The sequence below is a fragment of the Enterobacter cloacae complex sp. ECC445 genome (genome assembly GCF_021892025.1).
In the GTDB taxonomy this organism is placed as follows: Bacteria; Pseudomonadota; Gammaproteobacteria; order Enterobacterales; family Enterobacteriaceae; genus Enterobacter; species Enterobacter chengduensis.
This window is the reverse complement of record NZ_JAKLRZ010000003.1, coordinates 312,793-336,027: the sequence shown is the minus strand read 5'-3', so window position 1 is coordinate 336,027 and position 23,235 is coordinate 312,793. Positions and strand designations below refer to the sequence as shown.

The following is a 23,235-nucleotide window of genomic DNA, read 5'->3' as shown; positions in this document are numbered from 1 at the left end:
TCCCGAAACGGAAAACATTGCGTTAGCACATTATTGCCAGCGAGAAATCTCAATCAGCTCGCCGCCGGGCGGAATATCGTCCTCATCGTGCGTGACCAGCACCACCGGGATATTGCGCGCGCGCAGGGTGTCAAATACCCAGGCGCGAAACGTCGTGCGCAACGCTTTATCGAGGCGGCTGAACGGTTCATCCAGCAGCAGCGCCTGCGGCTCGGCGAGCAGGGCGCGCAGCAGGCTGACCCGGGCGCGCTCTCCGCCGGAAAGGGTGGCCGGATCGCTGGCGTAATGACCGCTCAGCCCGGCGGAATCCAGCGCCTGCTCGACCGCTTCGCGCCGCGCGCGTCCGGCGATGCGCCCGGGCAAGGCCAGCAGCAAATTCTGCCCGACGCTAAAAGCGTCAAACAGCAGCGCGTCCTGAAAGAGAATGCCCAGCCCGCGGGATGCAACGGGAAGACCGTCGCAGCGCCGCGCGTCGAGCCACAGTTCGCCCCGTGCCTGAAAGTCGTCTGACAGCGCGCCGACCATCCAGGCAAAAAGGGTCGATTTGCCGCTGCCGGACGGCCCCATCAGGGTAACGATCTCCCCGCGGGGAACGCAAAAACTGACCCCGCGGAAAAGCGGTTCGATGGTGAGATTGTTGACCTTCAGCATTAACGTAACCCTTGTCGGTAGCGGCCCACGAGCCGGGATAGCAGGGCGGCAAGACCAAATACCGTGCCCGTGACCAGCAGTAATCCCAGCGCCCGGTTCGCGAGAATGGGGATACTGCCTCCGCTGCTGAGCGCGACGGTTTCGGTGGTCAGCGTGGCGAACCGCCCCGCGCCCAGCCACAGCGTCGGCATGTATTGCGCCATGCTGACGGAAAAGCCTGTGGCAAAGGCCAGCAGCGCAGGGCGCACCAGCAGAGGGCACTTCAGCAGTAAGAATATTTTTTCCCGTCGCCAGCCGAGCGTTCTGGCGGTAAGGATAAGCCGGGGATCGAGCCTTTGCCAGGCGGGCTGGAGCACCAAAAGCGTCCACGGGAATACCCACAGCAGGTGGCTCCAGAGCACGGCGGCATAGCGCCCGTCGACGCCCAGGCGCAACGCAATCGCGTACTGGCCGGTCACGAGCGGCAGCGCCGGAAGGGCGAGCGGTGACCACACCCACAGCGCGCCGCACTGCGGGCCCCATTCCAGCCAGAGCAGGCCGACGGCCAGGGCAATCAGGCCTGAAAGCAGGCCGAAGGAAAGGCTGGTCCCCACCGGGCCAACGTCATCCCGCTGCGCCAGCATCAGCAGCACCGCGGCGCACAGGACGCCGCACGCGGGCAGAAACCCGCCCAGTGCCCGCTCTGGCAGGACGAGCGGCGTCCGGGGACGCGTTCCGCTTAGATCGAGAAACGTGCGGCGCCATGCCTTCCAGAGGCCGTATCCGAGGAGGGCTAGCGCGGCCAGCAGCAGAAGGAGAAGCAGGCACAGCAGCGTCCCTTTTGCCTGCTGCTGCGCGTCGCCCTGGCTCAGCCACTGCCAGGCCAGCACGGCCAGGGTCGGCGGGTTGCCGGGCCCGAGAACGATCGCCACGTCCACGACCGACAGCGACCACGCCAGCACCGCCAGCATCACCGCGCCGAGTACCGGCGCGATCGCCGGAAGGAGCAGCCAGTTAAGCGCCTGAAAACGCCCGTAGCCGAAGGTTTGCAGAACGATCTTCTGCTGCGCGAGCCGTTGTTCCGGCAGCACGGCGTAAATGGCCCACAGAACAAACGCGCTCTCTTTGACCGCGAGCGTCAGGCCCAGTCCGATGCCGTAGCGGTCAAATGTAGGCGAGCAGACGGTGCAGATCTGATAAAACAGGCCGCCTTCGGCAAACAGCAGCAGCGCGCTGGTGGCGAAAGCGACATGGGGCACGGCCAGCAGCCACGGCAGGCGCGTACTGAGACGCCGCCAGCGTTTGCCAGGCCAGAAAAGGGCTACGAGAGAAAGGGCGATAAACAACGCCCCCAGCGTGGCGATAAGCGTTGAAACCAGCGTGGCGATGGCGGCCTGAGGCAATTGTGGGTCGTTCAGCAGCCACTGCCAGTTAACGACAGAAAACGCCGGGGCAAGCAGCATGGCGCTGGCGGGCAGGAGCGGCAGATAAATGACCGCCATCGCCAGCCAGACGAGCCAGCTTAGCGGGTGCCGTAGCGACGCAGCCATTCCTGCTCCAGCGCGTTCACCCAGGCGGACTGCGGCTCGGCAAGCACCTTCGGCAGCCCCTGAGGCGTGTGGGCTAGCAGCCGTTTCGCTTCACCTTCGGGCAGCGTTTTTGCATCCAGCACGCTCGGATCGCCCCAGATGGCCGGGTCGGCCTTGCGGATTTGCGCCTGCGGCGACAGCAGGAAATTGGCGACCACTTTCGCCCCCGCGCTCGCGCCGGCATTGGCCGGAATCGCCACAAAATGGACGTTACCGAGCATTCCGCTCTGGAAACCAAAGCTGTAGCTGTCGGCGGGCAGTTCGCCGCTCGCCACTTTCTGCTGGGCATGCGCCGGGTTAAAGGTCAGCGACAGGTTCAGGCTGCCGCTGGCAAGCAGGGTATCCATGCGCGCAGGGGAAGGCGGGAAATCTTTTCCTTCACGCCACAGCAGCGGGTGCAGTTTATCGAGGTAGGCCCAGAGCGGCGAGGTCACCTGGGCAAAGGTGTCATCGGGGGCTTTTTTCAGCGCCTGCGGATGCGCGGTGAGCGTCATCAGCAGCTGCTCAAGGAACGCGGTACCGGTAAAATCGGGCGGGCGAGGGTAGCTCACTTTGCCCGGGTGCTGCTGCGCGTAAGCCAGCAGCGCCTGAGGATCCTCCGGTGGCGTCGGCATGCTGGCTTTGCGGGCGATAAAGGTCAGCTGCGCGCCGCCCCACGGCGATTCCGCGCCGTCTGTGGGAAGCGCAAAATCCTCCGTGACGGGCTTGCGGGTATCGACATAGCGCCAGTTTGGCAACGTCTGCGCCCAACCGGTTTGCAGCAGGTTCGCCTCTTTCAGCGTGCGGAAGTTTTCGCCGTTGACCCACAGCAGGTCAACCGAGCCGTTGGTCTTGCGCCCCGCGGCGGCTTCGGTCTGGATCCGTTTTACCGCATCGGCAGCGTCCGCCAGCGGGACGATTTTGAGGGTTATGGCATAGTGCGTTTGCATCTCACCGCTCACCCACGCCAGATAGCGGTTGACCGCCGGATCGCCGCCCCAGCCGTTAAGCCAGACGGTCTGGCCTTTGGCCTGTTGCTGAATGGCCTGCCAGCCGTCGGCGGCATAGAGAGGGGCTGCCAGCAGCAGCCCGGTCAGAAACGTGCAGAAACGCACACGGCGCATAATGCCTCACTTTTTGAACGAAGAGGTGTAACGGGAAAACAGCCAGCGGGTAGCCAGCGGCAATAACCCCAGTAGTGTAAAGGCGAATACCATGCCCGGCGACACAATATCGTGCAGCGATGCCAATTTCCCCAGCTCGCGCCCGGCGTTGAGAAAGACCACCGTCGCGGGCAGCATGGCGATCTGGCTGACCCACCAGTAGCGGTAAACGCGAATGCGGGTCAGGCCCATCAGCAAATTGACCAGGAAAAACGGGAACAGCGGCATCAGGCGCAGGGCAAAAAGATAGCCCGCGCCGTCACGCGCCATCCCGGCATTCACCGTTTTCATCTGCTGAGCAAACCGCCGCTGGACAACGTCGCGCAGCAGGTAGCGGCTGGCGAGCATCGCCAGCGTGGCCCCGAACGTGGAGGCAAACGACACCAGCAGGGTGCCTTCCCACAGGCTAAATAACGCCCCGCCAAGCAGGGTGAGGATCGCCGCGCCGGGGATCGACAGGGCGGAAACCGCCACATAGAGCGCAAAAAAGATCAGCGCGCTTTGCAGGGGTTTCTGTTCAACGTGGGAGAGGAGCGCCTGCTGGTGCGGTTTAATCCCTTCCAGGGAGAGTGTGCCCGGGGGAAGCATGACAAACATAAGAATAAATGCGCCCAGAAGGGCGCACAGGAAGATCGTTTTTGGAATGTTCACGCGTCATTACAGCTTGAATTTAGCCCACACCGGCGCGTGGTCAGACGGTTTTTCCATGCTGCGGATATCGTAGTCGATCCCGGTTTCGACGCAGCGCTCGGCCAGCGGAGAGCTGGCCAGCAGCAGGTCGATACGCAGGCCGCGGTTGTCGTCAAAGCCTTTTGAGCGGTAGTCAAACCAGGAGAAGCGGTCCTGCGTTTCCGGGTTGGCATTGCGGAACGTATCCACCAGGCCCCAGCCCAGCAGGCGCTCCATCCACTCACGCTCTTCCGGCAGGAAGGAGCATTTGCCGGTGCGCAGCCAGCGCTTGCGGTTTTCTTCGCCGATACCGATATCGAGATCCGTCGGGCTGATGTTCACATCACCCATGATCAGCACCGGATTGTCTTTGTTGAGCTCGGTGGTCAGATAGTCCTGCAGATCCTGATAAAACTTGGCTTTAGCCGGGAATTTGGTTGGATGGTCGCGGCTTTCGCCCTGGGGAAAGTAACCATTGATCACGGTAATGTTCCCAAGCGGGGAAGGCAGCTCCGCCATGATGATGCGGCGCTGTGCTTCTTCACCGTCGCCCGGGAAGCCGCGACGCACGGAAACCGGCGTCTCTTTGGTCAGCAGCGCGACGCCATAGTGACCTTTCTGGCCGTGATAAAAGACGTTGTAACCGAGTTTTGCCACCTCTTCGAGGGGGAACATGTCGTCGTGAACCTTCGTCTCCTGCAAACCAATCACGTCTGGCTGATGTTGCTCAACGATAGCTTCAAGCTGGTGGGGGCGGGCACGCAGGCCGTTGATATTAAAAGAGACAAATTTCATAGTCGCTGCCAGTGCAAGGTGAATAGTGCAAGGATGGTAGCAGAATTTGCGTCATCTGTTACCGGGTATGGCCAATAACTGCAACAGATCATGCCGGTGGTGCAATATTTGCACCATTCTGACGCGCTTCGCCCCCAAACGGAGCATAAATGGACGATAAATTTCGCGAGCGATCACAATTCCAGAATTATATTTGGCCTCTGCATACTCTTTCTTATTTTCATGCGGCAAAGCGCCGCTTGTCGTAAAGATATTCACTTTTTATGCACTAACAGTGAATAGCTCCATATTGTAACTTATTGATATTCTGTTACCTCAACCCGTTTATGCATTTTTATCGCTGGCTGGCACGAAGGCTGCAATCTACATTCACAGTGCAAGCACTCAATTATTTAACATTCAAATAACTTTTTATTTACCGGATGAGGTCGCTATGTCTCTGTCAATTACGCGTGAAAATTTCGATGAATGGATGATGCCGGTTTACGCTCCGGCGGCTTTTATTCCGGTTCGTGGGGAAGGCTCGCGCCTGTGGGATCAGCAGGGTAAAGAGTATATCGACTTTGCCGGTGGGATTGCGGTTAACGCGCTGGGCCATGCGCACCCGGCGCTGCGTCAGGCCCTGAATGACCAGGCGGCGAAGTTCTGGCATACCGGAAACGGCTTTACCAACGAGCCCGCGCTGCGCCTGGCGAAAAAGCTGATCGACGCGACGTTTGCGGAGAAGGTCTTTTTCTGTAACTCCGGGGCGGAAGCGAACGAAGCGGCGCTGAAGCTGGCGCGCAAATATGCCCACGATAAATTTGGTACCCACAAGAGCGGTATCGTGGCGTTTAAGAATGCCTTCCACGGGCGCACGCTGTTTACCGTCAGCGCGGGCGGTCAGCCCTCCTACTCGCAGGATTTCGCCCCCCTGCCGCCGGATATTCGCCACGGCGTTTATAACGATCTGCTGTCCGCCAGCGAGCTGATTAACGACACCACCTGCGCGGTGATCGTCGAGCCGATGCAGGGCGAGGGCGGCGTGCTTCCGGCGCAAAAAGCCTTCCTGCAGGGGCTACGCGAGCTGTGCGATCGTCACAACGCGGTGCTGATTTTCGACGAAGTGCAGACCGGCGTGGGCCGCACCGGCGAGCTGTATGCCTATATGCACTACGGCGTCACGCCGGACGTGCTTTCCACCGCCAAAGCGCTGGGCGGCGGCTTCCCGATTGGCGCCACGCTGACCACCGATAAATTCGCCAGCGTGATGACCGTGGGCACCCACGGCACCACCTACGGCGGCAACCCGCTGGCGACCGCCGTGGCCGGACAGGTGCTCGACATCATCAACACCCCTGAGGTGCTAAAGGGCGTTAAGCAGCGTCACGAGTGGTTTGTTGAGCGCCTGAACGCCATCAACGGCAAAACCGGGCTGTTCAAGGAAATTCGCGGCCTGGGGCTTTTAATCGGCTGCGAGCTCACCCCTGAATTTGCCGGAAAAGCGAAACTGATCTCACAGGAAGCGGCAAAAGTGGGCGTTATGGTGCTGATTGCCGGCGCCAACGTGGTGCGTTTTGCGCCCGCGCTGATCGTCAGCGAGGAAGAGGTGCAAACCGGTCTGGACCGTTTTGCGCTGGCGTGTGAAAAGGTGAAGTCCGGGGTGTCATCATGATGGTCATCCGTCCCGTTGAGCGCGGCGATCTCGCCGGGCTCATGCAGCTTGCCGGTAAGACGGGAGGCGGGCTGACCTCGCTTCCTGCCGATGAAAAAACGCTGTCGGCGCGCATTGAGCGCGCCCTGCAAACCTGGCAGGGGACGTTGCCAAAAAGCGAACAGGGCTATGTGTTCGTGCTGGAAGACACCGACACGGGAACCGTGGCCGGGATCTGCGCCATTGAAGTGGCCGTCGGGCTTAACGACCCGTGGTACAACTACCGCGTCGGCACCATGGTTCATGCCTCGAAAGAGCTGAACGTCTATAACGCGCTGCCCACGCTGTTTCTCTGTAATGACCACACGGGCGCCAGCGAGCTGTGCACGCTGTTCCTCGACCCGGCGTGGCGCAAAGAGGGCAACGGCTATCTGCTCTCCAAATCGCGCTTTATGTTTATGGCCGCCTTCCGCGATCGCTTCAACGAAAAAGTGGTCGCCGAGATGCGCGGCGTGATCGACGACACCGGCTACTCGCCGTTCTGGGAGAGCCTGGGCGAGCGCTTCTTCTCGATGGAGTTCAGCCGGGCGGACTATCTCTGCGGCACCGGGCAGAAAGCCTTTATCGCCGAACTGATGCCGAAGCATCCTATCTATACCCATTTCCTCAGCCCGGAAGCGCAGGCGGTGATTGGCGAAGTCCATCCGCAAACCGCGCCTGCCCGCGCGGTGCTGGAGAAAGAAGGCTTCCGCTACCGCAACTATGTCGACATCTTCGACGGCGGGCCTACGCTTGAGTGCGATATCGACCGCGTTCGCGCCATCCGTAAAAGCCGTCTGGTTGAGGTCTCTGAAGGCCAGCCCGCGCCGGGCGACTGGCCCGCGTGTCTGGTGTCGAACGAAAATTACGCCAACTTCCGCGCCATGCTGGTGCGGACCAACCCGAAATGTGAACGTCTGGTGCTGACGGCTGCAGAACTGGATGCCCTGAAATGTAACGCCGGCGATACGGTTCGCCTGGTGCGTCTCTGCCCTGAGGAGAAAACAGCATGACATTATGGATTAACGGTGACTGGGTCACGGGCGAAGGCGAAGAGCGCGTAAAGAGCAATCCGGTTGGAAAAGAGGTGCTCTGGAAGGGGCATGACGCCAGCGCCATGCAGGTAGAACAAGCCTGCCGCGCCGCTCGCCGCGCGTTTCCGGCGTGGGCAAAACAGCCTTTCGCCGCGCGTCAGGCCATTGTTGAAAAGTTTGCCGGACTGCTGGAGGCCAACAAGGCCGAGCTGACGCGCATCATCGCGTCTGAAACCAGCAAGCCGCGCTGGGAAGCGACAACCGAAGTGACGGCGATGATCAACAAAATCGCCATTTCGGTGAAGGCGTACCACACCCGCACCGGCGAACAGCACACCGAGATGCCGGACGGCGCGGCCACGCTGCGCCACCGTCCGCACGGCGTGCTGGCGGTATTTGGCCCGTATAACTTCCCGGGGCATCTGCCGAATGGCCACATCGTGCCCGCGCTGCTGGCGGGCAATACCGTCATCTTCAAACCGAGCGAGCTCACGCCCTTAACCGGCGAGGCGGTAGTGAAGCTGTGGGAACAGGCCGGCCTGCCGCCGGGCGTGCTGAACCTGGTGCAGGGCGGGCGCGAAACCGGCCAGGCGCTAAGCGCCCTGAGCGATATCGACGGCCTGCTGTTTACCGGCAGCGCCGGAACGGGCTACCAGCTGCACCGCCAGCTGGCGGGACAGCCGGAGAAAATTCTGGCGCTGGAGATGGGCGGCAACAACCCGCTGATTGTGGAAGATCCTGATGATATCGACGCCGCGGTGCACCTGACGATTCAGTCCGCCTTTATCACCGCCGGACAGCGCTGCACCTGCGCCCGCCGCCTGCTGGTGAAACGGGGCGCGCAGGGCGATGCCTTCCTGAAGCGTCTGGTCGAGGTGAGCGCGCGCCTGGTGCCAGCCGCGTGGGATGCCGACCCGCAGCCGTTTATCGGCGGGCTGATTTCCGAACAGGCCGCGCAGAACGTGCTGAAGGCCTGGCAGGACCACGTCGCGCGCGGCGCGAAAACCCTGCTGGAGCCGAAGCCGGTTCAGCCGGGTACCTCGCTGCTGACGCCGGGCATCGTTGAGATGAGCGGGGCGAACAGCGTGCCGGACGAAGAGGTCTTTGGCCCGCTGCTGTGCGTCTGGCGCTATGACGATTTTGATGCGGCGATTGCGATGGCCAATAACACCCGCTACGGCCTGTCGAGCGGGCTGATTTCGCCGCAGCGCGAGAAGTTTGAACAACTGCTGCTGGAAGCCCGCGCCGGGATCGTCAACTGGAACAAGCCGCTGACCGGCGCCGCGAGCACCGCGCCGTTTGGCGGCGTGGGCGCGTCGGGCAACCATCGCGCCAGCGCGTGGTATGCCGCCGATTACTGCGCATGGCCGATGGCGAGCCTGGAAACCCCGGCGCTGACGCTGCCGGAGACGCTTAATCCGGGGCTGGACTTTACCGGAGGGGATCGTCATGAAAGCGCGTGAGGTCAACTTTGACGGGCTGGTGGGGCTGACCCACCACTATGCCGGTCTCTCTTTTGGTAATGAAGCCTCGACGAAGCACCGCTTTCAGGTCTCTAATCCGAAGCTGGCGGCGAAGCAGGGGCTGCTGAAGATGAAGGCGCTGGCGGATGCCGGTTTCCCGCAGGCGGTGATCCCGCCGCAGGAGCGTCCGAACGTCGCGGTGCTGCGTCAGCTCGGCTTTAGCGGCACCGATGAGCAGGTGGTTGAAAAAGCGGGTACGCAGACGCCGCACCTGCTCTCGGAGGCAAGCTCGGCTTCCTCTATGTGGGTGGCAAACGCCGCGACCGTCGCGCCGTCAGCCGATACGCTGGATGGCAAAGTCCACCTGACGGTGGCGAATCTGAACAATAAATTCCACCGCGCCACCGAAGCGGAAACGACCGAGCGCGTGCTGCGCGCTATTTTTAACCATGACGCCCACTTTGCGGTGCATTCGGCCCTGCCGCAGGTGGCGATGTTTGGCGACGAAGGCGCGGCCAACCATAACCGCCTGGGGGGCGATTATGGCGAGCCGGGGCTGCAGCTGTTTATCTACGGGCGAGAAGAGGGGGGCCACGCCGCGCCAGCCCGCTATCCTGCGCGTCAGACGCTCGCAGCCAGCCAGGCGGTTGCCCGCCTCAACCAGGTTAACCCTTCCCAGGTGGTTTTTGCCCAGCAGAACCCGCATGTGATCGACCAGGGGGTGTTCCATAACGACGTCATTGCCGTCTCCAATCGCCAGGTGCTGTTCTGCCACGAGCAGGCGTTTGCCCACCAGGAGAAGCTGCTCGCCACGCTGCACGAGCGCGTGCGCGGCTTTACCCCAGTTCAGGTGCCAACGGAGGCGGTGAGCGTGCAGGACGCGGTCGAAACGTATCTGTTCAATAGCCAGCTGCTCAGCCGCGACGACGGCAGCATGATGCTGGTCCTGCCGCAGGAGTCCCGGGATCATCAGGGCGTCTGGCGCTACCTGACGGAGCTGGTGAAGGCCGATAACCCGATTGACGAACTGCGCGTGTTTGATCTGCGTGAAAGCATGGCCAACGGCGGGGGGCCCGCCTGCTTACGTCTGCGCGTGGTCCTGACCCAGGACGAGATGCAGGCGGTGAATCCGGCGGTCATGATGAACGATACCCTCTTTGCGCGGCTGAATGACTGGGTCGATCGCTACTATCGCGATCGCCTGACGCAGGCCGATCTGGTTGACCCGCAGCTTCTGCGTGAAGGTCGCGAGGCGCTGGACGCGTTATCGACAATCCTGCAGCTGGGATCGGTTTATCCGTTCCAGCGCTAAAGGAGTGGATATGGAAAACTTACTGGCGCTAACCCTGGCCGATGAGACGCCGGAACAGACAGAGGGGCAGGGCCCCTCCTTTCGCTGGCGGTGGCTGGGGCGCGGGGTGCTTGAGCTGACGCCGAACGCAAAAAGCGATCTCTCGCTGCTGCTTTCAACGGGTATTCACGGCAATGAAACGGCTCCCGTCGAGATTGTCGATCTGCTGCTGCGCGCGCTCTTTCGCAATGAAATTGCCCTGACGTGCCGCGTGCTGGTGGTGCTCGGCAATCCGCCTGCGCTCGCGCAAAACAAACGCTACCTGGTCAGCGACCTTAACCGCATGTTCGGCGGGCGCTGGGCGCAGTTTCCGCAAAGTGACGAAACGGCGCGGGCCGCGTGGCTGGAGAACGTGGTGTCCGCGTTTTTTGCCGCTGCGGGGCCCGCGCGCTGGCATCTGGATCTGCATACGGCCATTCGCGCGTCCTACCATGTCCGCTTCGGCGTTCTGCCGCAGCGCAATCAGCCGTGGGAGGAAGATTTCCTGAGCTGGCTGGGCGACGCCGGGCTGGAGGCGCTGGTGTTTCACCAGTCGCCGGGCGGAACCTTTACCCACTTTACCTGTGAGAACTTCGGCGCGCTGGCCTGTACGCTGGAGCTGGGAAAAGCGCTGCCGTTTGGCCAAAACGATCTCACCCGCTTTGCGCTAACGCATCTTGCCCTGCGGGCGCTGCTGGGCGGAACCGCTCCCGAGCACGCGCATCAGTCCGTCGAGCGGTATCGGGTCGTACAGCAGATCACGCGGCGCAGCGACGCCTTCCTGCTGCATATGGCCGCGCATACCCTGAACTTCACGCCGTTCCGCAAAGGGGCGCTGCTGGCGGAGGATGGTGATGAACGTTATGAGGTGCAGAAAACCACCGAATATGTTTTATTCCCTAACCCCACCGTGGCGTTTGGCCTGCGTGCCGGGCTGATGCTGGAAAAAATAACCTGAACCGTTCCCCTCTCATCATCCGGGAGGGGACGCTAAATATTTTTCTTAACGATAAAAGCGCGCTCGCGTATTTTGCAGAATATTCCTGGTGAATTGCTTTATTATTCACCTTCACTTCGCTATACTTCTGCTAAATTGCTTTAAAATCATCGTATTGAATATTTTTGGTTGCAACTCTCCACGTTTTATCCTTATTTCCTCCACATTTGGCGAAAATTTGTTTTTTATACTTTCATTGTTTTACCGTTGCTCTGACTAATTGACGATAAACCCCGTAAAGTTAATCTCGTCAACACGGCATAGCGCCGAAGAATAACTGAAAGAAAGGAAATAAATTATGCGTAAGTTTACTGCACTGTTTGTTGCTTCTACCCTGGCTCTGGGCGCTACCAGCATGGCGTTCGCCGCAGATACTGCGACCACCGCTGCCGCGCCTGCTGAAGGCAAAATGATGATGCATCATAAAGGCCCGGGTATGCATAACGAGATGATGATGTTTAAGGATCTCAACCTGACGGATGCGCAGAAACAGCAGATCCGCGACATCCGGAAAGGCGAGCGCGACCAGATGAAACGCCCTCCGCTGGAAGAGCGTCGTGCGATGCATGACATCATCGCCAGCGACACCTTCGACAAGGCGAAAGCCGAAGCGCAGATCGACAAAATGGCCGAGCAGCACAAAGCCCGCATGCTGGCTCACATGGAAACCCAGAACAAGATCTACAACATTCTGACCCCGGAACAGAAAAAACAATTTAATGCGAATTTTGAGAAGCGTCTGACAGAACGTCCGGCGATGGCAGGTAAAATGCCAGCACCAACCGAATAATCGGTTCACACTCTTAAGACCGCCGGGATCCTGTCCACAAAAGCGCAAACGCTGTGGGCAGGACCGGCGGTTTTTCTTTTCTGCCCTCTTGTCTGCCGCCGCCAGCGCGGTATGCTCCTGTAGTCGCATCAGAGAACGTGTGTAGAGTCATGGCGTTAGAATTTTTATTAACGTTTCGCTAAGGCCTGCCCGCTCTGCTGCCGATACTGTGTCTGGGAATACCTAACGATAACAAACAAGACAGCAACGATAGCAATATCTTTGCCCTGGCACGGGTTGTGCCATTCAGGAGTGGTGATGGAGTTCTTTGATATCCGTAAGATGCCGGTCAGCCTCTGGCGCAATGGTGCGGGTGAAACGCGTGAGATTTGCTGCTTCCCGCCCGCTACGCGGGATTTTCAGTGGCGTGCCAGTATCGCAACTATCGCCAGCAACGGCGAATTCTCCGCCTTTCCCGGCGTCGATCGGGTGATTACCTTGCTGGAAGGGGGGGAGGTGACGCTGGACGCGGGTCAGGCGTTCTTTCATACCCTGAAGCATCATCAGCCCTACTGTTTTACCGGCGATTTACCGGTGAAAGCGCTGCTTTCCGGTGGGCGTATGGCGATGGACTTTAACATCATGACCCGGCGCGACTGCTGCCAGGCAAAGGTGCGGGTTGCTGACCGAACCTTTACCACCCTTGGATCGCGCGGGGGCGTGGTGTTTGTGTTAAGCGGGGCCTGGCAGCTGGGCGATAAATTGCTGACGGCCGATCAGGGTGCCAGCTGGCAGGAGGGGACCCACACGCTGCGTCTGCTCGAGTCTCAGGGTACCTTATTGTTCAGCGAAATCACGTGGCTGCCAGGTCATTGAGCACAACGATCTCAAACTTACCGGCTAGCACCGGTTTACAGAGAATTTTGTAGCCATCGTGGTCAAATCCGGCGGGCGTGCGCAGCAGGGTTGCCGCGTCGTTGATGTTGTCGACAGCGCCCAGCCAGAGCCAGTTGTTGACGATGTGATACTGGGTCATCGTCTCACCCACTTCTTTTAGCGCAACGGCACCTTCCCAGGGCCAGCAGTTCACGCTGATGGCCGCCAGACCGGCGAGGAGCCGGGCGTGGTGCGCCTCAACGCTCTCTTTTCCGCAGCAGGCACCGGCGCAGCGCTTCAGCGCGGAGCGGAAACAGGCACGCCCGCGCGTGGTGCCCTCTAAACCCAAAAGGCTATAGCAAAGCTGCAGCTCGTCCGCCAGGGTCTGCAGCGCCTGAAGTGCGGCACGTTTATTGGCGAACAGCCCATAGAGATTCGGGGCATGTGAAAAATCGACCTCGCGCGCGTAGACGACCTGCGGCTTGCCGTCGTCGATCTGCAGGGAGCAGAGCTGGCGGTTGCGGCGCAGGCGCTTGTTGAACAGCGGTTGCTGCTCTTTAATCAAACGCGCTTCAAGCAACAGCGCGCCCATTTCTCCCGCCGTCTGGAACCAGGTAATACGTCGCGACTGGCGCAGCATGGCGGCCTCGTCCGGCGTGCGAAGATGGGATAACACCCGGCTGCGAATGTTCACGCTTTTGCCGATATAGAGCGGCAGGGTGTCGCTTTCGCCGTGAAAAATGTACACACCAGGCTGTTTAGGCAGCGCCTCAAGCCAGGGGCGAAGGTGCTCGGGATATTCATAGATAGCCGCCGCTTCAAATTCAAGACGCGGGGCGGATTGACGCCTGCTCACATATCACTCCGTATACTGTTCAGGCATACAGTGTAGCAGGAGTGTGGTGGTTAAAAAAGAGCCGGGTGGCGGCACGCCTTACCCGGCCTACGAAAACGGGTTACCGTTTTGCGTTTATTTCCAGAAATCGTCAAACACCGTAATCGGCGTGTGGCGCTTGTGCTCGGTTTTCAGATACCAGCCTTCGATGATTTTCGCGATACCTTCATCCAGTTTTTTACCTTCCAGATAATCATCAATGTTGTCATAGGTGACGCCAAGGGCCGCTTCATCAGGTAGAGAAGGGCGATCGTCTTCAAGGTCCGCGGTCGGCGCTTTCTTATACAGATGCTCAGGGCAGCCCAGCGCGGCAAGCAGCTGCTTACCCTGACGCTTGTTCAGGCGGAAGATCGGGTTAATGTCGGTGCCGCCGTCGCCATATTTGGTGAAGAAACCGGTGATCGCTTCTGCCGCATGGTCAGTGCCGACGACGACGCCTTTAGTCATCCCGGCGATGCTGTACTGCGCTTTCATGCGCTCGCGGGCTTTCTCGTTACCGCGAACAAAATCGCTCAGTTCAATGCCCGCTTCGCGAAGCGCCTGCTCGCTGGCCAGCACCGAGCCCTTAATATTAACGGTAAGCACGCGGTCAGGCTGAATGAAGGCAATCGCATCCTGACAATCCTGCTCGTCCGCCTGTACGCCGTAAGGAAGACGCACGGCGATAAACTGCAGCGTCTCATCGCCCGTCTCTTCGCGAAGCTCTGAAATTGCCATCTGGCAGAGTTTACCGGTCAGGGTAGAGTCCTGGCCGCCGCTGATGCCCAGCACCAGGGATTTCAGGAAAGCGTTCTTTTTTAAGTACGATTTTAAAAAATCCACGCTGCGGCGGATCTCTTCTTGTGCATCTACCGTGGGCTTCGCGCCCAGTGCCTGAATGATCTCTTGTTGCAGAGCCATCACGCCCTCCATAAGCAGTACATAAACAGAATGTGTAGCTGTTAAAACTAACCCTTTGGGCGAGAAACGACAAGGATCACAGTTTCGAGTGCGCTAATTTGCGCCGATTTAGCAGGTTATCGTTGTTTTATTAGAATTTTCCGAAATTCGTCTGGCGGAACTCGCAAAGTTGAACAATAGTACTTTTTATCCCATGCTTAGATAACACGCTGATAAACAAGAGGACGGAATATGAACAAGAACGTAGCAGGAATTCTTAGCGCAGCGGCGGTACTGACTATGCTGGCAGGGTGTACGGCTTACGATCGCACCAAGGATCAGTTTACGCAACCCGTCGTAAAAGACGTTAAAAAAGGGATGACCCGTTCGCAGGTGGCTGCGATCGCCGGCAAACCTTCTTCTGAAATAACAATGATTCATGCGAAAGGGACCTGCCAGACCTATATCCTGGGTCAACGTGATGGTAAGGCAGAAACCTACTTTGTCGCGCTGGATAATACCGGTCATGTGATGAACTCCGGTTACCAGACCTGTGCTGAATATGACACCGATCCGCAGGCACCTAAGGCGCAGTAACCCTGCTTGCCTGAGGATGTTAACTAACCGGCCTTTGGGCCGGTTTTTTTATGCATCATAAAATCTTATTTCTTTGCGCGAATTATTTGCCCGAAATGTGAAGGGAGTCAACAAGCCAGGTCAATGAGAGACAATTTGAGTCTGTTCAGAATTATCCCCCGTCTGTACCATTGCGTATACTCACTCCAACGATAAACAACAGTACGCAAGCTACCTGCCTGCCGGGACAGCGAGTCGAGTGATAGCGCGATGGCAGGTAGTCAGACAAGAGGGAAATTACGATGGAAAAGAAACATATCTACCTGTTCTGCTCAGCGGGCATGTCAACGTCGCTTCTGGTGTCCAAGATGCGTGCACAGGCTGAAAAGTATGAAGTTCCCGTGGTGATTGAAGCGTTTCCAGAGACGCTGGCGGGCGAAAAAGGCCAGACCGCCGATGTTGTTTTGCTGGGGCCGCAAATTGCCTATATGTTGCCAGAAATTCAACGACTGTTACCGAATAAACCGGTCGAAGTGATCGACTCCGGGCTGTACGGCAAGATTGATGGTTTAGGTGTTCTTAAAGCTGCTGTGGCAGCCATTAAAAAAGCTGCTAATTAATTTTTATTTTTCCCGTCAAAGAGTTATTTCACACACAATACGCCGTAACATGCGTTACGGCATTTAAGGGTATTTACCTATGAGTAAAGTCATCGCTTCACTTGAAAAGGTACTCCTTCCTTTTGCTGTTAAAATAGGAAAGCAGCCTCACGTTAACGCCATTAAAAACGGCTTTATTAAATTAATGCCGTTGACGCTGGCCGGGGCCATGTTCGTTTTAATTAACAACGTTTTTCTGAGCTTTGGTGAAGGATCCTTCTTTTATTCATTAGGCATTCGGTTAGACGCTTCAACAATTGAAACCCTTAATGGTTTTAAAGCCATCGGCGGCAACGTCTATAACGGTACGTTGGGGATAATGTCGCTGATGGCGCCTTTCTTTATTGGGATGGCGCTGGCAGAAGAGCGTAAGGTGGATCCGCTGGCCGCCGGGTTATTATCCGTCGCCGCCTTCATGACCGTGACGCCTTACAGCGTGGGGGAAGCCTATGCCGTCGGCGCCAACTGGCTGGGTGGCGCCAACATCATCTCCGGTATTGTTATCGGTCTGGTGGTCGCGGAGATGTTCACCTTTATTATTCGTCGCAACTGGGTTATCCGCCTGCCGGATAGCGTACCGGCTTCCGTTTCTCGTTCATTTTCCGCGTTGATTCCAGGCTTTATTATTCTCTCCATTATGGGGATTATCGCCTGGGCGCTCTCCCACTGGGGCACAAACTTCCACCAGATCATCATGGACTCTATCTCTACGCCGCTGGCGTCGATGGGTGGCGTGGTCGGTTGGGCGTATGTGATCTTCACCTCTCTGCTGTGGTTCTTTGGCGTGCATGGTTCACTGGCACTGGCCGCGCTGGACAGCGGGATTATGACCCCCTGGGCACTGGAAAACGTTGCGCTTTACCAGCAGTACGGCTCCGTTGACGCGGCGCTGGCGGCGGGTAAAACCTTCCATGTGTGGGCGAAGCCGATGCTTGACTCCTATATCTTCCTGGGCGGTACCGGGGCGACCTTGGGTCTGATCATCGCGGTCTTTATTGTCTCCCGTCGCGCTGACTACCGTCAGGTTGCCAAGCTGGCGCTGCCGTCAGGTATCTTCCAGATTAACGAACCGATTCTGTTCGGTCTGCCAATCATCATGAACCCGGTGATGTTCATTCCGTTCATCCTGGTACAGCCGCTGCTGGCCGCCATTACCCTGACGGCGTATTACATGGGCATCATTCCACCGGTCACCAACATTGCCCCGTGGACCATGCCGGCGGGTCTGGGCGCGTTCTTCAACACTAACGGCAGCGTTGCGGCCTTCCTGCTGGCGATATTCAACCTCGGGATTGCCACCCTGCTGTACATGCCGTTCGTGGCGATTGCCAACAAAGCCGCCACCATTATTGATGAAGAAGAGAGCGAAGAGGATATCGCCCTCTCACTGAAATTCTAAGATTGCCCGGCGCGGGGAAGCCCGCGCCAGCCATAAGGAGCTGAAAAATGTTAGATTTGGATAGTATTGTCGCAGACGAAGCCGTTGAGAACGATCTCGAAGAAGTGGTGATGGGGCTTATCATCAACTCCGGACAGGCGCGCAGCCTCGCCTATGCCGCACTCAAGCAGGCCAAGCAGGGGGATTTCGCCGCCGCGAAAACCATGATGGAACAGTCCCGCACGGCGCTCAACGAAGCGCACCTGGTGCAGACAAAGCTGATTGAGAGCGATCAGGGCGAAGGCAAGATGAAGGTCAGCCTGGTGCTGGTCCACGCGCAGGATCACCTGATGACCTCGATGCTGGCGCGCGAGCTGGTGGCGGAGCTCATCGAGCTTCACGAGAAAATGCAGTAAGTCAGACTGGGTAGCAGGAGGTCAGCACGATGGAAATCAAAACCGCACTTGAACAGCAGCTGTTTAACGGCAAAAATTTTCACGTGGTTATCTACAACAAGACGGAGAGCGCCAGCGGTCTGCACCAGCATGACTACTACGAGTTCACGATTGTTCTGACCGGCCGTTACTACCAGGAGATCAACGGTAAGCGCGTTCTGCTTGAGCGGGGGGATTTTGTCTTCCTGCCGATGGGGTCTTATCACCAGAGCTTTTACGAATTTGGTGCCACCCGCATTCTGAACGTGGGCGTCAGCAGACGCTTCTTCGAGAAGCACTATCTGCCGCTGGTGCCGTTCTGCTTTGTGGCCTCCCAGGTCTATCGGGTCAAAAACGAGTTTATGACCTGGATTGAAACGGTGATCGCCTCGCTTAACTTCCGCGACAATGAATTTGATGAGTTTATTGAAACGGTGACCTTCTACGTGATGAACCGGCTGCGCCATCACCGTGAAGAGCAGCAGGTGACGGACGATATCCCGCAATGGCTGCGCGGCACCGTTGAGCTGATGCACGATAAAGGCCGGTTCAGCGAAAATGCGCTGGAAAACATGGTCTCCCTGTCGGGCAAATCCCAGGAATATCTGACCCGCGCAACGCAGCGTTATTATCGTAAAACGCCCGTGCAAATTATTAATGAAATCCGCATTAATTTTGCTAAGAAACAGCTGGAAATTACTAACTATTCTGTCACCGATATCGCTTACGAGTCAGGATACAGCAGCCCCAGCCTGTTTATTAAAACCTTTAAGAAGTTAACGTCATTCACACCGAACAGTTACCGGAAAAATTTAACGGTAATTAATTAACTTTCGGCGGATTACCCGCCACGAATATTGCTTTAATGGCTTGCCCAAATAGCGGGAAGAGTACGCTATACCTTGCAGGCGATTAACCTGATACGCTAAGGGAGATATTATGCAGAAGAAATTAAAAGTCGTAACCATTGGTGGCGGCAGCAGCTATACCCCGGAATTACTGGAAGGTTTCCTGAAACGCTATCATGAATTACCGGTCAGCGAATTATGGCTGGTGGACGTTGAGGAAGGTCAGGAGAAGCTGGATATTATTTTCGACCTGTGCCAGCGCATGGTGGAAAAAGCGGGCGTGCCGCTGACCGTGCATAAAACCCTCGATCGTCGTCTGGCGCTGAAAGATGCAGATTTCGTCACCACCCAGCTGCGCGTCGGCCAGCTGAAGGCGCGCGAGCTGGACGAGCGTATTCCGTTGAGCCACGGCTATCTTGGCCAGGAGACCAACGGCGCGGGCGGCCTGTTCAAAGGCCTGCGCACCATTCCGGTGATTTTCGACATCGTCAAAGACGTGCAGGAGATCTGCCCGAACGCGTGGGTGATTAACTTCACCAACCCGGCCGGCATGGTCACTGAAGCGGTTTATCGTCATACCGGCTTCAAGCGCTTTATCGGCGTCTGTAATATTCCGATCGGCATGAAGATGTTTATCCGCGACGTGCTGGCGCTGACCGAAAACGATGATCTCTCCATCGATCTGTTCGGCCTGAACCACATGGTATTTATTAAAGATGTTATCGTGAACGGAAAATCGCGCTTTGCCGAACTTCTCGACGGCGTGGCCTCCGGTCGCCTGACGGCGGCATCGGTGAAAAACATCTTTGACCTGCCGTTCAGCGAAGGGCTGATCCGCTCGCTGAATCTGCTGCCTTGCTCGTACCTGCTTTACTACTTCAAGCAGAAAGAGATGCTGGCCATCGAAATGGGCGAGTACTATAAGGGCGGCGCGCGCGCGCAGATCGTGCAGAAGGTCGAAAAGCAGCTGTTCGAGCTGTATAAAGATCCGAACCTGAACGTTAAGCCGAAAGAGCTGGAGCAGCGCGGCGGGGCCTACTACTCCGATGCGGCGTGTGAAGTGATCAACGCCATCTATAACGACAAGCAGGCGGAGCACTATGTTAACGTGCCGCATCATGGCCATATCGACAATATCCCGGCTGACTGGGCCGTCGAGATGACCTGCATCCTGGGACGCGATGGCGCTAAGCCGCACCCGCGTATCACCCACTTCGATGACAAGGTCATGGGGCTGATCCACACCATCAAAGGCTTTGAAGTGGCGGCAAGCAACGCGGCGCTGAGCGGTGAATTCAATGACGTGCTGCTGGCGCTGAACCTTAGCCCGCTGGTGCATTCCGACCGCGATGCGGAGCAGCTGGCCAGCGAAATGATCCTGGCGCATGAAAAATGGTTGCCGAACTTTGCCGCCACGATCGAGAAGCTGAAGTTCAAACAGCACTAAGAGGACGCACAATGGAACACCTGCTGATCGTTAATGCTGATGATTTTGGCCTGTCGAAAGGTCAGAACTACGGCATTGTTGAAGCCTGTCGCCGGGGAGTTGTGACCTCTACCACGGCGCTGGTAAATGGTGAGGCGGTTGAACACGCGGCGCAACTGAGCCGCGAAGTGCCGGAGCTGGGCGTCGGCATGCACTTTGTGCTGACGCTCGGGATGCCGCTGTCGTCAATGCCGGGCCTGACGCGGGACGGCCTGCTGGGTAAATGGATTTGGGAACTGGCGGAGCAGGGCGCTCTGCCGCTCGAAGAGATTGCCCGCGAGCTTGACTGTCAGTTCAACCGCTTCGTCGCTCTGTTTGGAAAGTCGCCGACGCACATTGACAGCCATCACCACGTGCACATGATCCCGGCGATTTTCCCGCTTGTTGCCGAGTTTGCCCGGCGCAAAGGCGTGGCGATGCGGGTGGATCGTGAGGTGCAAGGGTTACCGGACTGCGACGTCATAACCACGGCGGGGTTCAGCAGCGCGTTTTACGGCGAGGCGATCGACGAAACGCTGTTCCTGAAGGTGCTGGATGATTCCGCCGCGCGAGGGGAACGCTCGCTGGAGGTGATGGCGCACCCTGCGTTTGTCGACAACATCGTGCGTAAAAGCGCCTACTGCTGGCCGCGACTGGCGGAGCTGGACGTGCTGACGTCGCCGTCGCTGAAATACGCGATTGCCGAGCGCGGGTATCGGTTGGGGACGTTCGGGGATCTTTGAGAAATTCCCCCTCACCCTAACCCTCTCCCCAAAGGGGCGAGGGGACTGTGCGGTGCGGTCTGTAATGCCAGCACAGGTCTGCATTTCTCCCTCTCCCTTTCAGGGAGAGGGTCGGGGTGAGGGTTTTTTTTACGCCGGGATCTGGTCAATCTTGCTGCTGCGCGACCAGACGCGGTGCGCGGCGAGCAACTCAAACAGCTTCGTCATGAAGGCATCGTCAACGCTGTCGCCCTCGACAATGCCGTCCTCACCCTTATCGGCCACCTTAAGCTGCGCCTTAAACTGGCGCGCGTCGCCGGACAGCGCGATGGGTTTCAGGTGCTTATAAGCTTCCAGCAGATAATAGACGGCGTCGCCGTTGCTCAGCAGGCTGGCAATATCCCCGCACGGCACAATCACCGCATCGACGGTCAGCGATGGCGCACCGGCAAACGTCGCGGCCACCGGCAGCACGGAACCGTCGTCGGCGGTCACTTCCCCCATGCGGGAATAGAGCAGTTTGGCATGCACGCCCTGAGTTTTAAGCGCCTGCATAATCCCCAGCACGTCGCTGGCGCGGGTGCTGTCGTTCAGCAGAATGGCGACTACGCGGCCTTTAATCGAGCCGCCAGGCACCGCATACAGGCTCAGCGACGGATCTTTCTTCACGCCGTTTACCTCTTTCGGCGGCGCAAGGTTACGTTGCTCATCGGTCAGCGTAATGCCCAGATTATCCGCGACGCTCTGGGCAAGCTGGATATCGATATGCGCCAGCTGATCGACCACGCGCTCGCGAATGTAGGTGCGCACTACTTTACTCAGCTCAAAGCTGAAGCCACCGATGATGTGCTGTTGCTCAATCGGCGTCTGGCTGTTCCAGAACAGGCGAGGCTGGGCGTAATACTCGCCGAACGAGGGGCTGCGCTCGCGAATTTTATTGCCATCGACGCGCTCCTGATACGATTCGAATCCACCGCGTTTTGGTCCGGGAGGCGTTTCGCGCGGCCAGTTATCGTTGATGGAGTTCGGCTCATAGTTCGCCGGGTTGGTGTCAATATCCTGACGATGCATGCCGTCGCGCTGGAAATTGTGGTACGGGCAGGTTGGGCGGTTGATCGGAATTTCGTGGAAGTTCGGTCCACCAAGACGGCTGATCTGCGTATCGGTATACGAGAACAAACGTCCCTGCAAGAGCGGATCGTTGGTGAAATCCAGGCCCGGTACGATATGCCCCGGGTGAAACGCGACCTGTTCGTTTTCGGCAAAGAAATTATCCGGGTTGCGGTTAAGTACCATTTTGCCCACCAGCTGAACCGGCACCAGCTCTTCCGGGATCAGCTTCGTCGGGTCAAGCAGGTCGAAATCGAACTTAAATTCGTCCTCTTCCGGAATGAGCTGCAGGCCCAGTTCGTATTCCGGGAAGTCGCCCGCTTCAATGGACTCCCACAGTTCGCGGCGATGGAAGTCCGGATCGCGGCCGGTCAGCTTCTGCGCTTCATCCCATACCAGCGAGGCTTTTCCCGCCACCGGCTTCCAGTGGAAGCGGACAAACGTGGCTTTACCCTCGGCGTTGATCAAGCGGAAGGTATGAATGCCAAACCCTTCCATGGTGCGATAGCTGCGCGGAATGCCGCGGTCAGACATCGCCCACATCACGTTGTGTAAGGTTTCAGGCTGCAGGGAGACGTAGTCCCAGAAAGTGTCGTGCGCACTTTGTCCCTGCGGTATCGCCCAGTGGGGCTCCGGTTTTACCGCATGGACAAAGTCAGGGAATTTATGCGCATCCTGAATGAAGAACACCGGGGTGTTATTGCCCACCAGATCGAAAATACCCTCTTCGGTATAAAACTTGGTGGCAAAGCCGCGGATATCTCGTACGGTATCCGCCGAGCCCGCGCCGCCCTGTACGGTCGAGAAGCGCACAAACACCGGGGTGATTTTTTTCGGGTCGGAGAGGAAATCCGCTTTGGTGATCGCTTTCAGGCTCTTGTAGGGCTGGAAGTAGCCATGCGCAGCCGAGCCGCGCGCGTGAACGATACGCTCAGGAATCCGCTCGTGGTCGAAGTGGGTAATTTTTTCCCGCAGGATAAAGTCTTCCAGCAGGGTGGGGCCACGGCTCCCGGCGCGCAGGGAGTTTTGATCGTCGGCGATGCGCACGCCCTGGTTGGTGGTCAGCGCATGGCCTTCCCCCCCTTTACGATGAGGGTCAAGGGATTTCAGTTTTTCGTTCTTCGCATCGGGTGATTTGAAGCTCCCCGGTGCGGTAGGCTGTTCGCCGGGTGCGGAAGGACCGGGTGAAGGTTGATGAGATCCGTCAGCAGGCGCGAGTGAGTCCATTCCCGGTTGCGATTCTTCAGCGCCATGAATGGGCGATCGATCGGTTTTATCTTTGTTCGACATTGCACGCTTCTCC

General features: G+C 58.1%; 22 protein-coding genes. 14 read left to right on the top strand and 8 right to left on the bottom strand.

The genetic code is table 11. The features are described from left to right. Positions 1-30: 30 nt before the first annotated feature. Genes L6R44_RS05135 through xthA form a run of 5 tightly spaced genes read right to left on the bottom strand, consistent with a single transcriptional unit; the run spans position 31 to position 4,825 of the window. Positions 31-651, bottom strand: a complete 621-nt coding sequence (locus L6R44_RS05135) for an ATP-binding cassette domain-containing protein (protein ID WP_237423473.1) — start codon at positions 649-651, stop codon at positions 31-33. After that, complete coding sequence (locus L6R44_RS05130; RefSeq protein ID WP_237423472.1) at positions 651-2,180, bottom strand: thiamine ABC transporter permease; 1,530 nt, start codon at positions 2,178-2,180, stop codon at positions 651-653. Before L6R44_RS05130 ends, L6R44_RS05135 begins: the two co-directional genes overlap by 1 nt. Beyond that, on the bottom strand, positions 2,153-3,313 hold the full coding sequence (locus L6R44_RS05125; RefSeq protein ID WP_442876500.1) for an ABC transporter substrate-binding protein: 1,161 nt from the start codon (positions 3,311-3,313) through the stop codon (positions 2,153-2,155). The genes L6R44_RS05130 and L6R44_RS05125 overlap by 28 nt, the downstream gene beginning before the upstream one ends. A gap of 15 nt (positions 3,314-3,328) precedes the next feature. Then, positions 3,329-4,012: a TVP38/TMEM64 family protein gene (locus tag L6R44_RS05120; protein WP_237423470.1), complete on the bottom strand. Its 684-nt coding sequence runs from the start codon at positions 4,010-4,012 to the stop codon at positions 3,329-3,331. Positions 4,013-4,018: 6 nt separating this feature from the next. Further along, entirely contained in the window at positions 4,019-4,825 is an 807-nt protein-coding gene (gene xthA, locus L6R44_RS05115; RefSeq protein WP_032639826.1) for an exodeoxyribonuclease III, read from the bottom strand. Between the two features lie 433 nt (positions 4,826-5,258). On the opposite strand from xthA, the gene astC reads away from it, so the two are divergent. The 7 genes from astC (at position 5,259) to ves (ending at position 12,966) form a co-directional block, all read left to right on the top strand. Then, a complete protein-coding gene (gene astC / locus L6R44_RS05110; protein ID WP_237423469.1) occupies positions 5,259-6,479 on the top strand; it encodes a succinylornithine/acetylornithine transaminase in 1,221 nt (406 codons plus the stop codon). After that, positions 6,476-7,510 carry an arginine N-succinyltransferase gene (gene astA, locus L6R44_RS05105; protein ID WP_023311275.1) on the top strand — a complete coding sequence of 345 codons (1,035 nt, stop codon included), beginning with the start codon at positions 6,476-6,478 and terminating at the stop codon, positions 7,508-7,510. The genes astC and astA overlap by 4 nt, the downstream gene beginning before the upstream one ends. Beyond that, positions 7,507-8,994 (top strand): succinylglutamate-semialdehyde dehydrogenase, encoded by a 1,488-nt coding sequence (gene astD, locus L6R44_RS05100; protein ID WP_237423468.1) that lies wholly within the window; start codon positions 7,507-7,509, stop codon positions 8,992-8,994. The genes astA and astD overlap by 4 nt, the downstream gene beginning before the upstream one ends. After that, positions 8,981-10,306 (top strand): N-succinylarginine dihydrolase, encoded by a 1,326-nt coding sequence (gene astB / locus L6R44_RS05095; protein WP_237423467.1) that lies wholly within the window; start codon positions 8,981-8,983, stop codon positions 10,304-10,306. The genes astD and astB overlap by 14 nt, the downstream gene beginning before the upstream one ends. Before the next feature lie 10 nt (positions 10,307-10,316). Then, positions 10,317-11,282: a succinylglutamate desuccinylase gene (astE, locus tag L6R44_RS05090; protein WP_237423466.1), complete on the top strand. Its 966-nt coding sequence runs from the start codon at positions 10,317-10,319 to the stop codon at positions 11,280-11,282. A 337-nt stretch (positions 11,283-11,619) separates the two neighbouring features. After that, positions 11,620-12,111: an ATP-independent periplasmic protein-refolding chaperone Spy gene (gene spy, locus L6R44_RS05085; RefSeq protein WP_032639836.1), complete on the top strand. Its 492-nt coding sequence runs from the start codon at positions 11,620-11,622 to the stop codon at positions 12,109-12,111. Positions 12,112-12,408: 297 nt separating this feature from the next. Beyond that, positions 12,409-12,966, top strand: a complete 558-nt coding sequence (gene ves / locus L6R44_RS05080) for an environmental stress-induced protein Ves (RefSeq protein WP_237423465.1) — start codon at positions 12,409-12,411, stop codon at positions 12,964-12,966. On the opposite strand, the gene cho is transcribed toward ves, so the two are convergent. Both cho and nadE read right to left on the bottom strand, forming a co-directional pair. Continuing rightward, complete coding sequence (cho, locus tag L6R44_RS05075) at positions 12,944-13,822, bottom strand: excinuclease Cho (RefSeq protein WP_032639840.1); 879 nt, start codon at positions 13,820-13,822, stop codon at positions 12,944-12,946. The genes ves and cho overlap by 23 nt on opposite strands. 114 nt (positions 13,823-13,936) lie before the next feature. Continuing rightward, on the bottom strand, positions 13,937-14,761 hold the full coding sequence (nadE, locus tag L6R44_RS05070) for an ammonia-dependent NAD(+) synthetase (protein WP_032639842.1): 825 nt from the start codon (positions 14,759-14,761) through the stop codon (positions 13,937-13,939). A 231-nt stretch (positions 14,762-14,992) separates the two neighbouring features. Between nadE and osmE the strand changes: the two genes are divergently transcribed. The 7 genes from osmE to chbG all read left to right on the top strand — a co-directional run bounded on the left by osmE (position 14,993) and on the right by chbG (position 20,843). After that, entirely contained in the window at positions 14,993-15,337 is a 345-nt protein-coding gene (gene osmE, locus L6R44_RS05065; protein ID WP_032639844.1) for an osmotically-inducible lipoprotein OsmE, read from the top strand. Positions 15,338-15,618: 281 nt separating this feature from the next. Then, positions 15,619-15,936: a PTS N,N'-diacetylchitobiose transporter subunit IIB gene (gene chbB, locus L6R44_RS05060; protein WP_008500676.1), complete on the top strand. Its 318-nt coding sequence runs from the start codon at positions 15,619-15,621 to the stop codon at positions 15,934-15,936. 79 nt (positions 15,937-16,015) lie between these two features. Beyond that, positions 16,016-17,374, top strand: a complete 1,359-nt coding sequence (gene chbC, locus L6R44_RS05055; protein ID WP_008500675.1) for a PTS N,N'-diacetylchitobiose transporter subunit IIC — start codon at positions 16,016-16,018, stop codon at positions 17,372-17,374. A 47-nt stretch (positions 17,375-17,421) separates the two neighbouring features. Next, positions 17,422-17,769, top strand: a complete 348-nt coding sequence (gene chbA, locus L6R44_RS05050; protein ID WP_023335359.1) for a PTS N,N'-diacetylchitobiose transporter subunit IIA — start codon at positions 17,422-17,424, stop codon at positions 17,767-17,769. A 29-nt stretch (positions 17,770-17,798) separates the two neighbouring features. Beyond that, positions 17,799-18,617, top strand: a complete 819-nt coding sequence (gene chbR / locus L6R44_RS05045; RefSeq protein ID WP_032639848.1) for a transcriptional regulator ChbR — start codon at positions 17,799-17,801, stop codon at positions 18,615-18,617. Positions 18,618-18,726: 109 nt separating this feature from the next. After that, entirely contained in the window at positions 18,727-20,082 is a 1,356-nt protein-coding gene (locus L6R44_RS05040) for a 6-phospho-beta-glucosidase (RefSeq protein WP_237423464.1), read from the top strand. A gap of 11 nt (positions 20,083-20,093) precedes the next feature. Next, entirely contained in the window at positions 20,094-20,843 is a 750-nt protein-coding gene (gene chbG / locus L6R44_RS05035) for a chitin disaccharide deacetylase (RefSeq protein ID WP_237423463.1), read from the top strand. A 129-nt stretch (positions 20,844-20,972) separates the two neighbouring features. On the opposite strand, the gene katE is transcribed toward chbG, so the two are convergent. After that, positions 20,973-23,222, bottom strand: a complete 2,250-nt coding sequence (gene katE / locus L6R44_RS05030) for a catalase HPII (protein ID WP_237423462.1) — start codon at positions 23,220-23,222, stop codon at positions 20,973-20,975. Between the last annotated feature and the right edge of the window lie 13 nt (positions 23,223-23,235).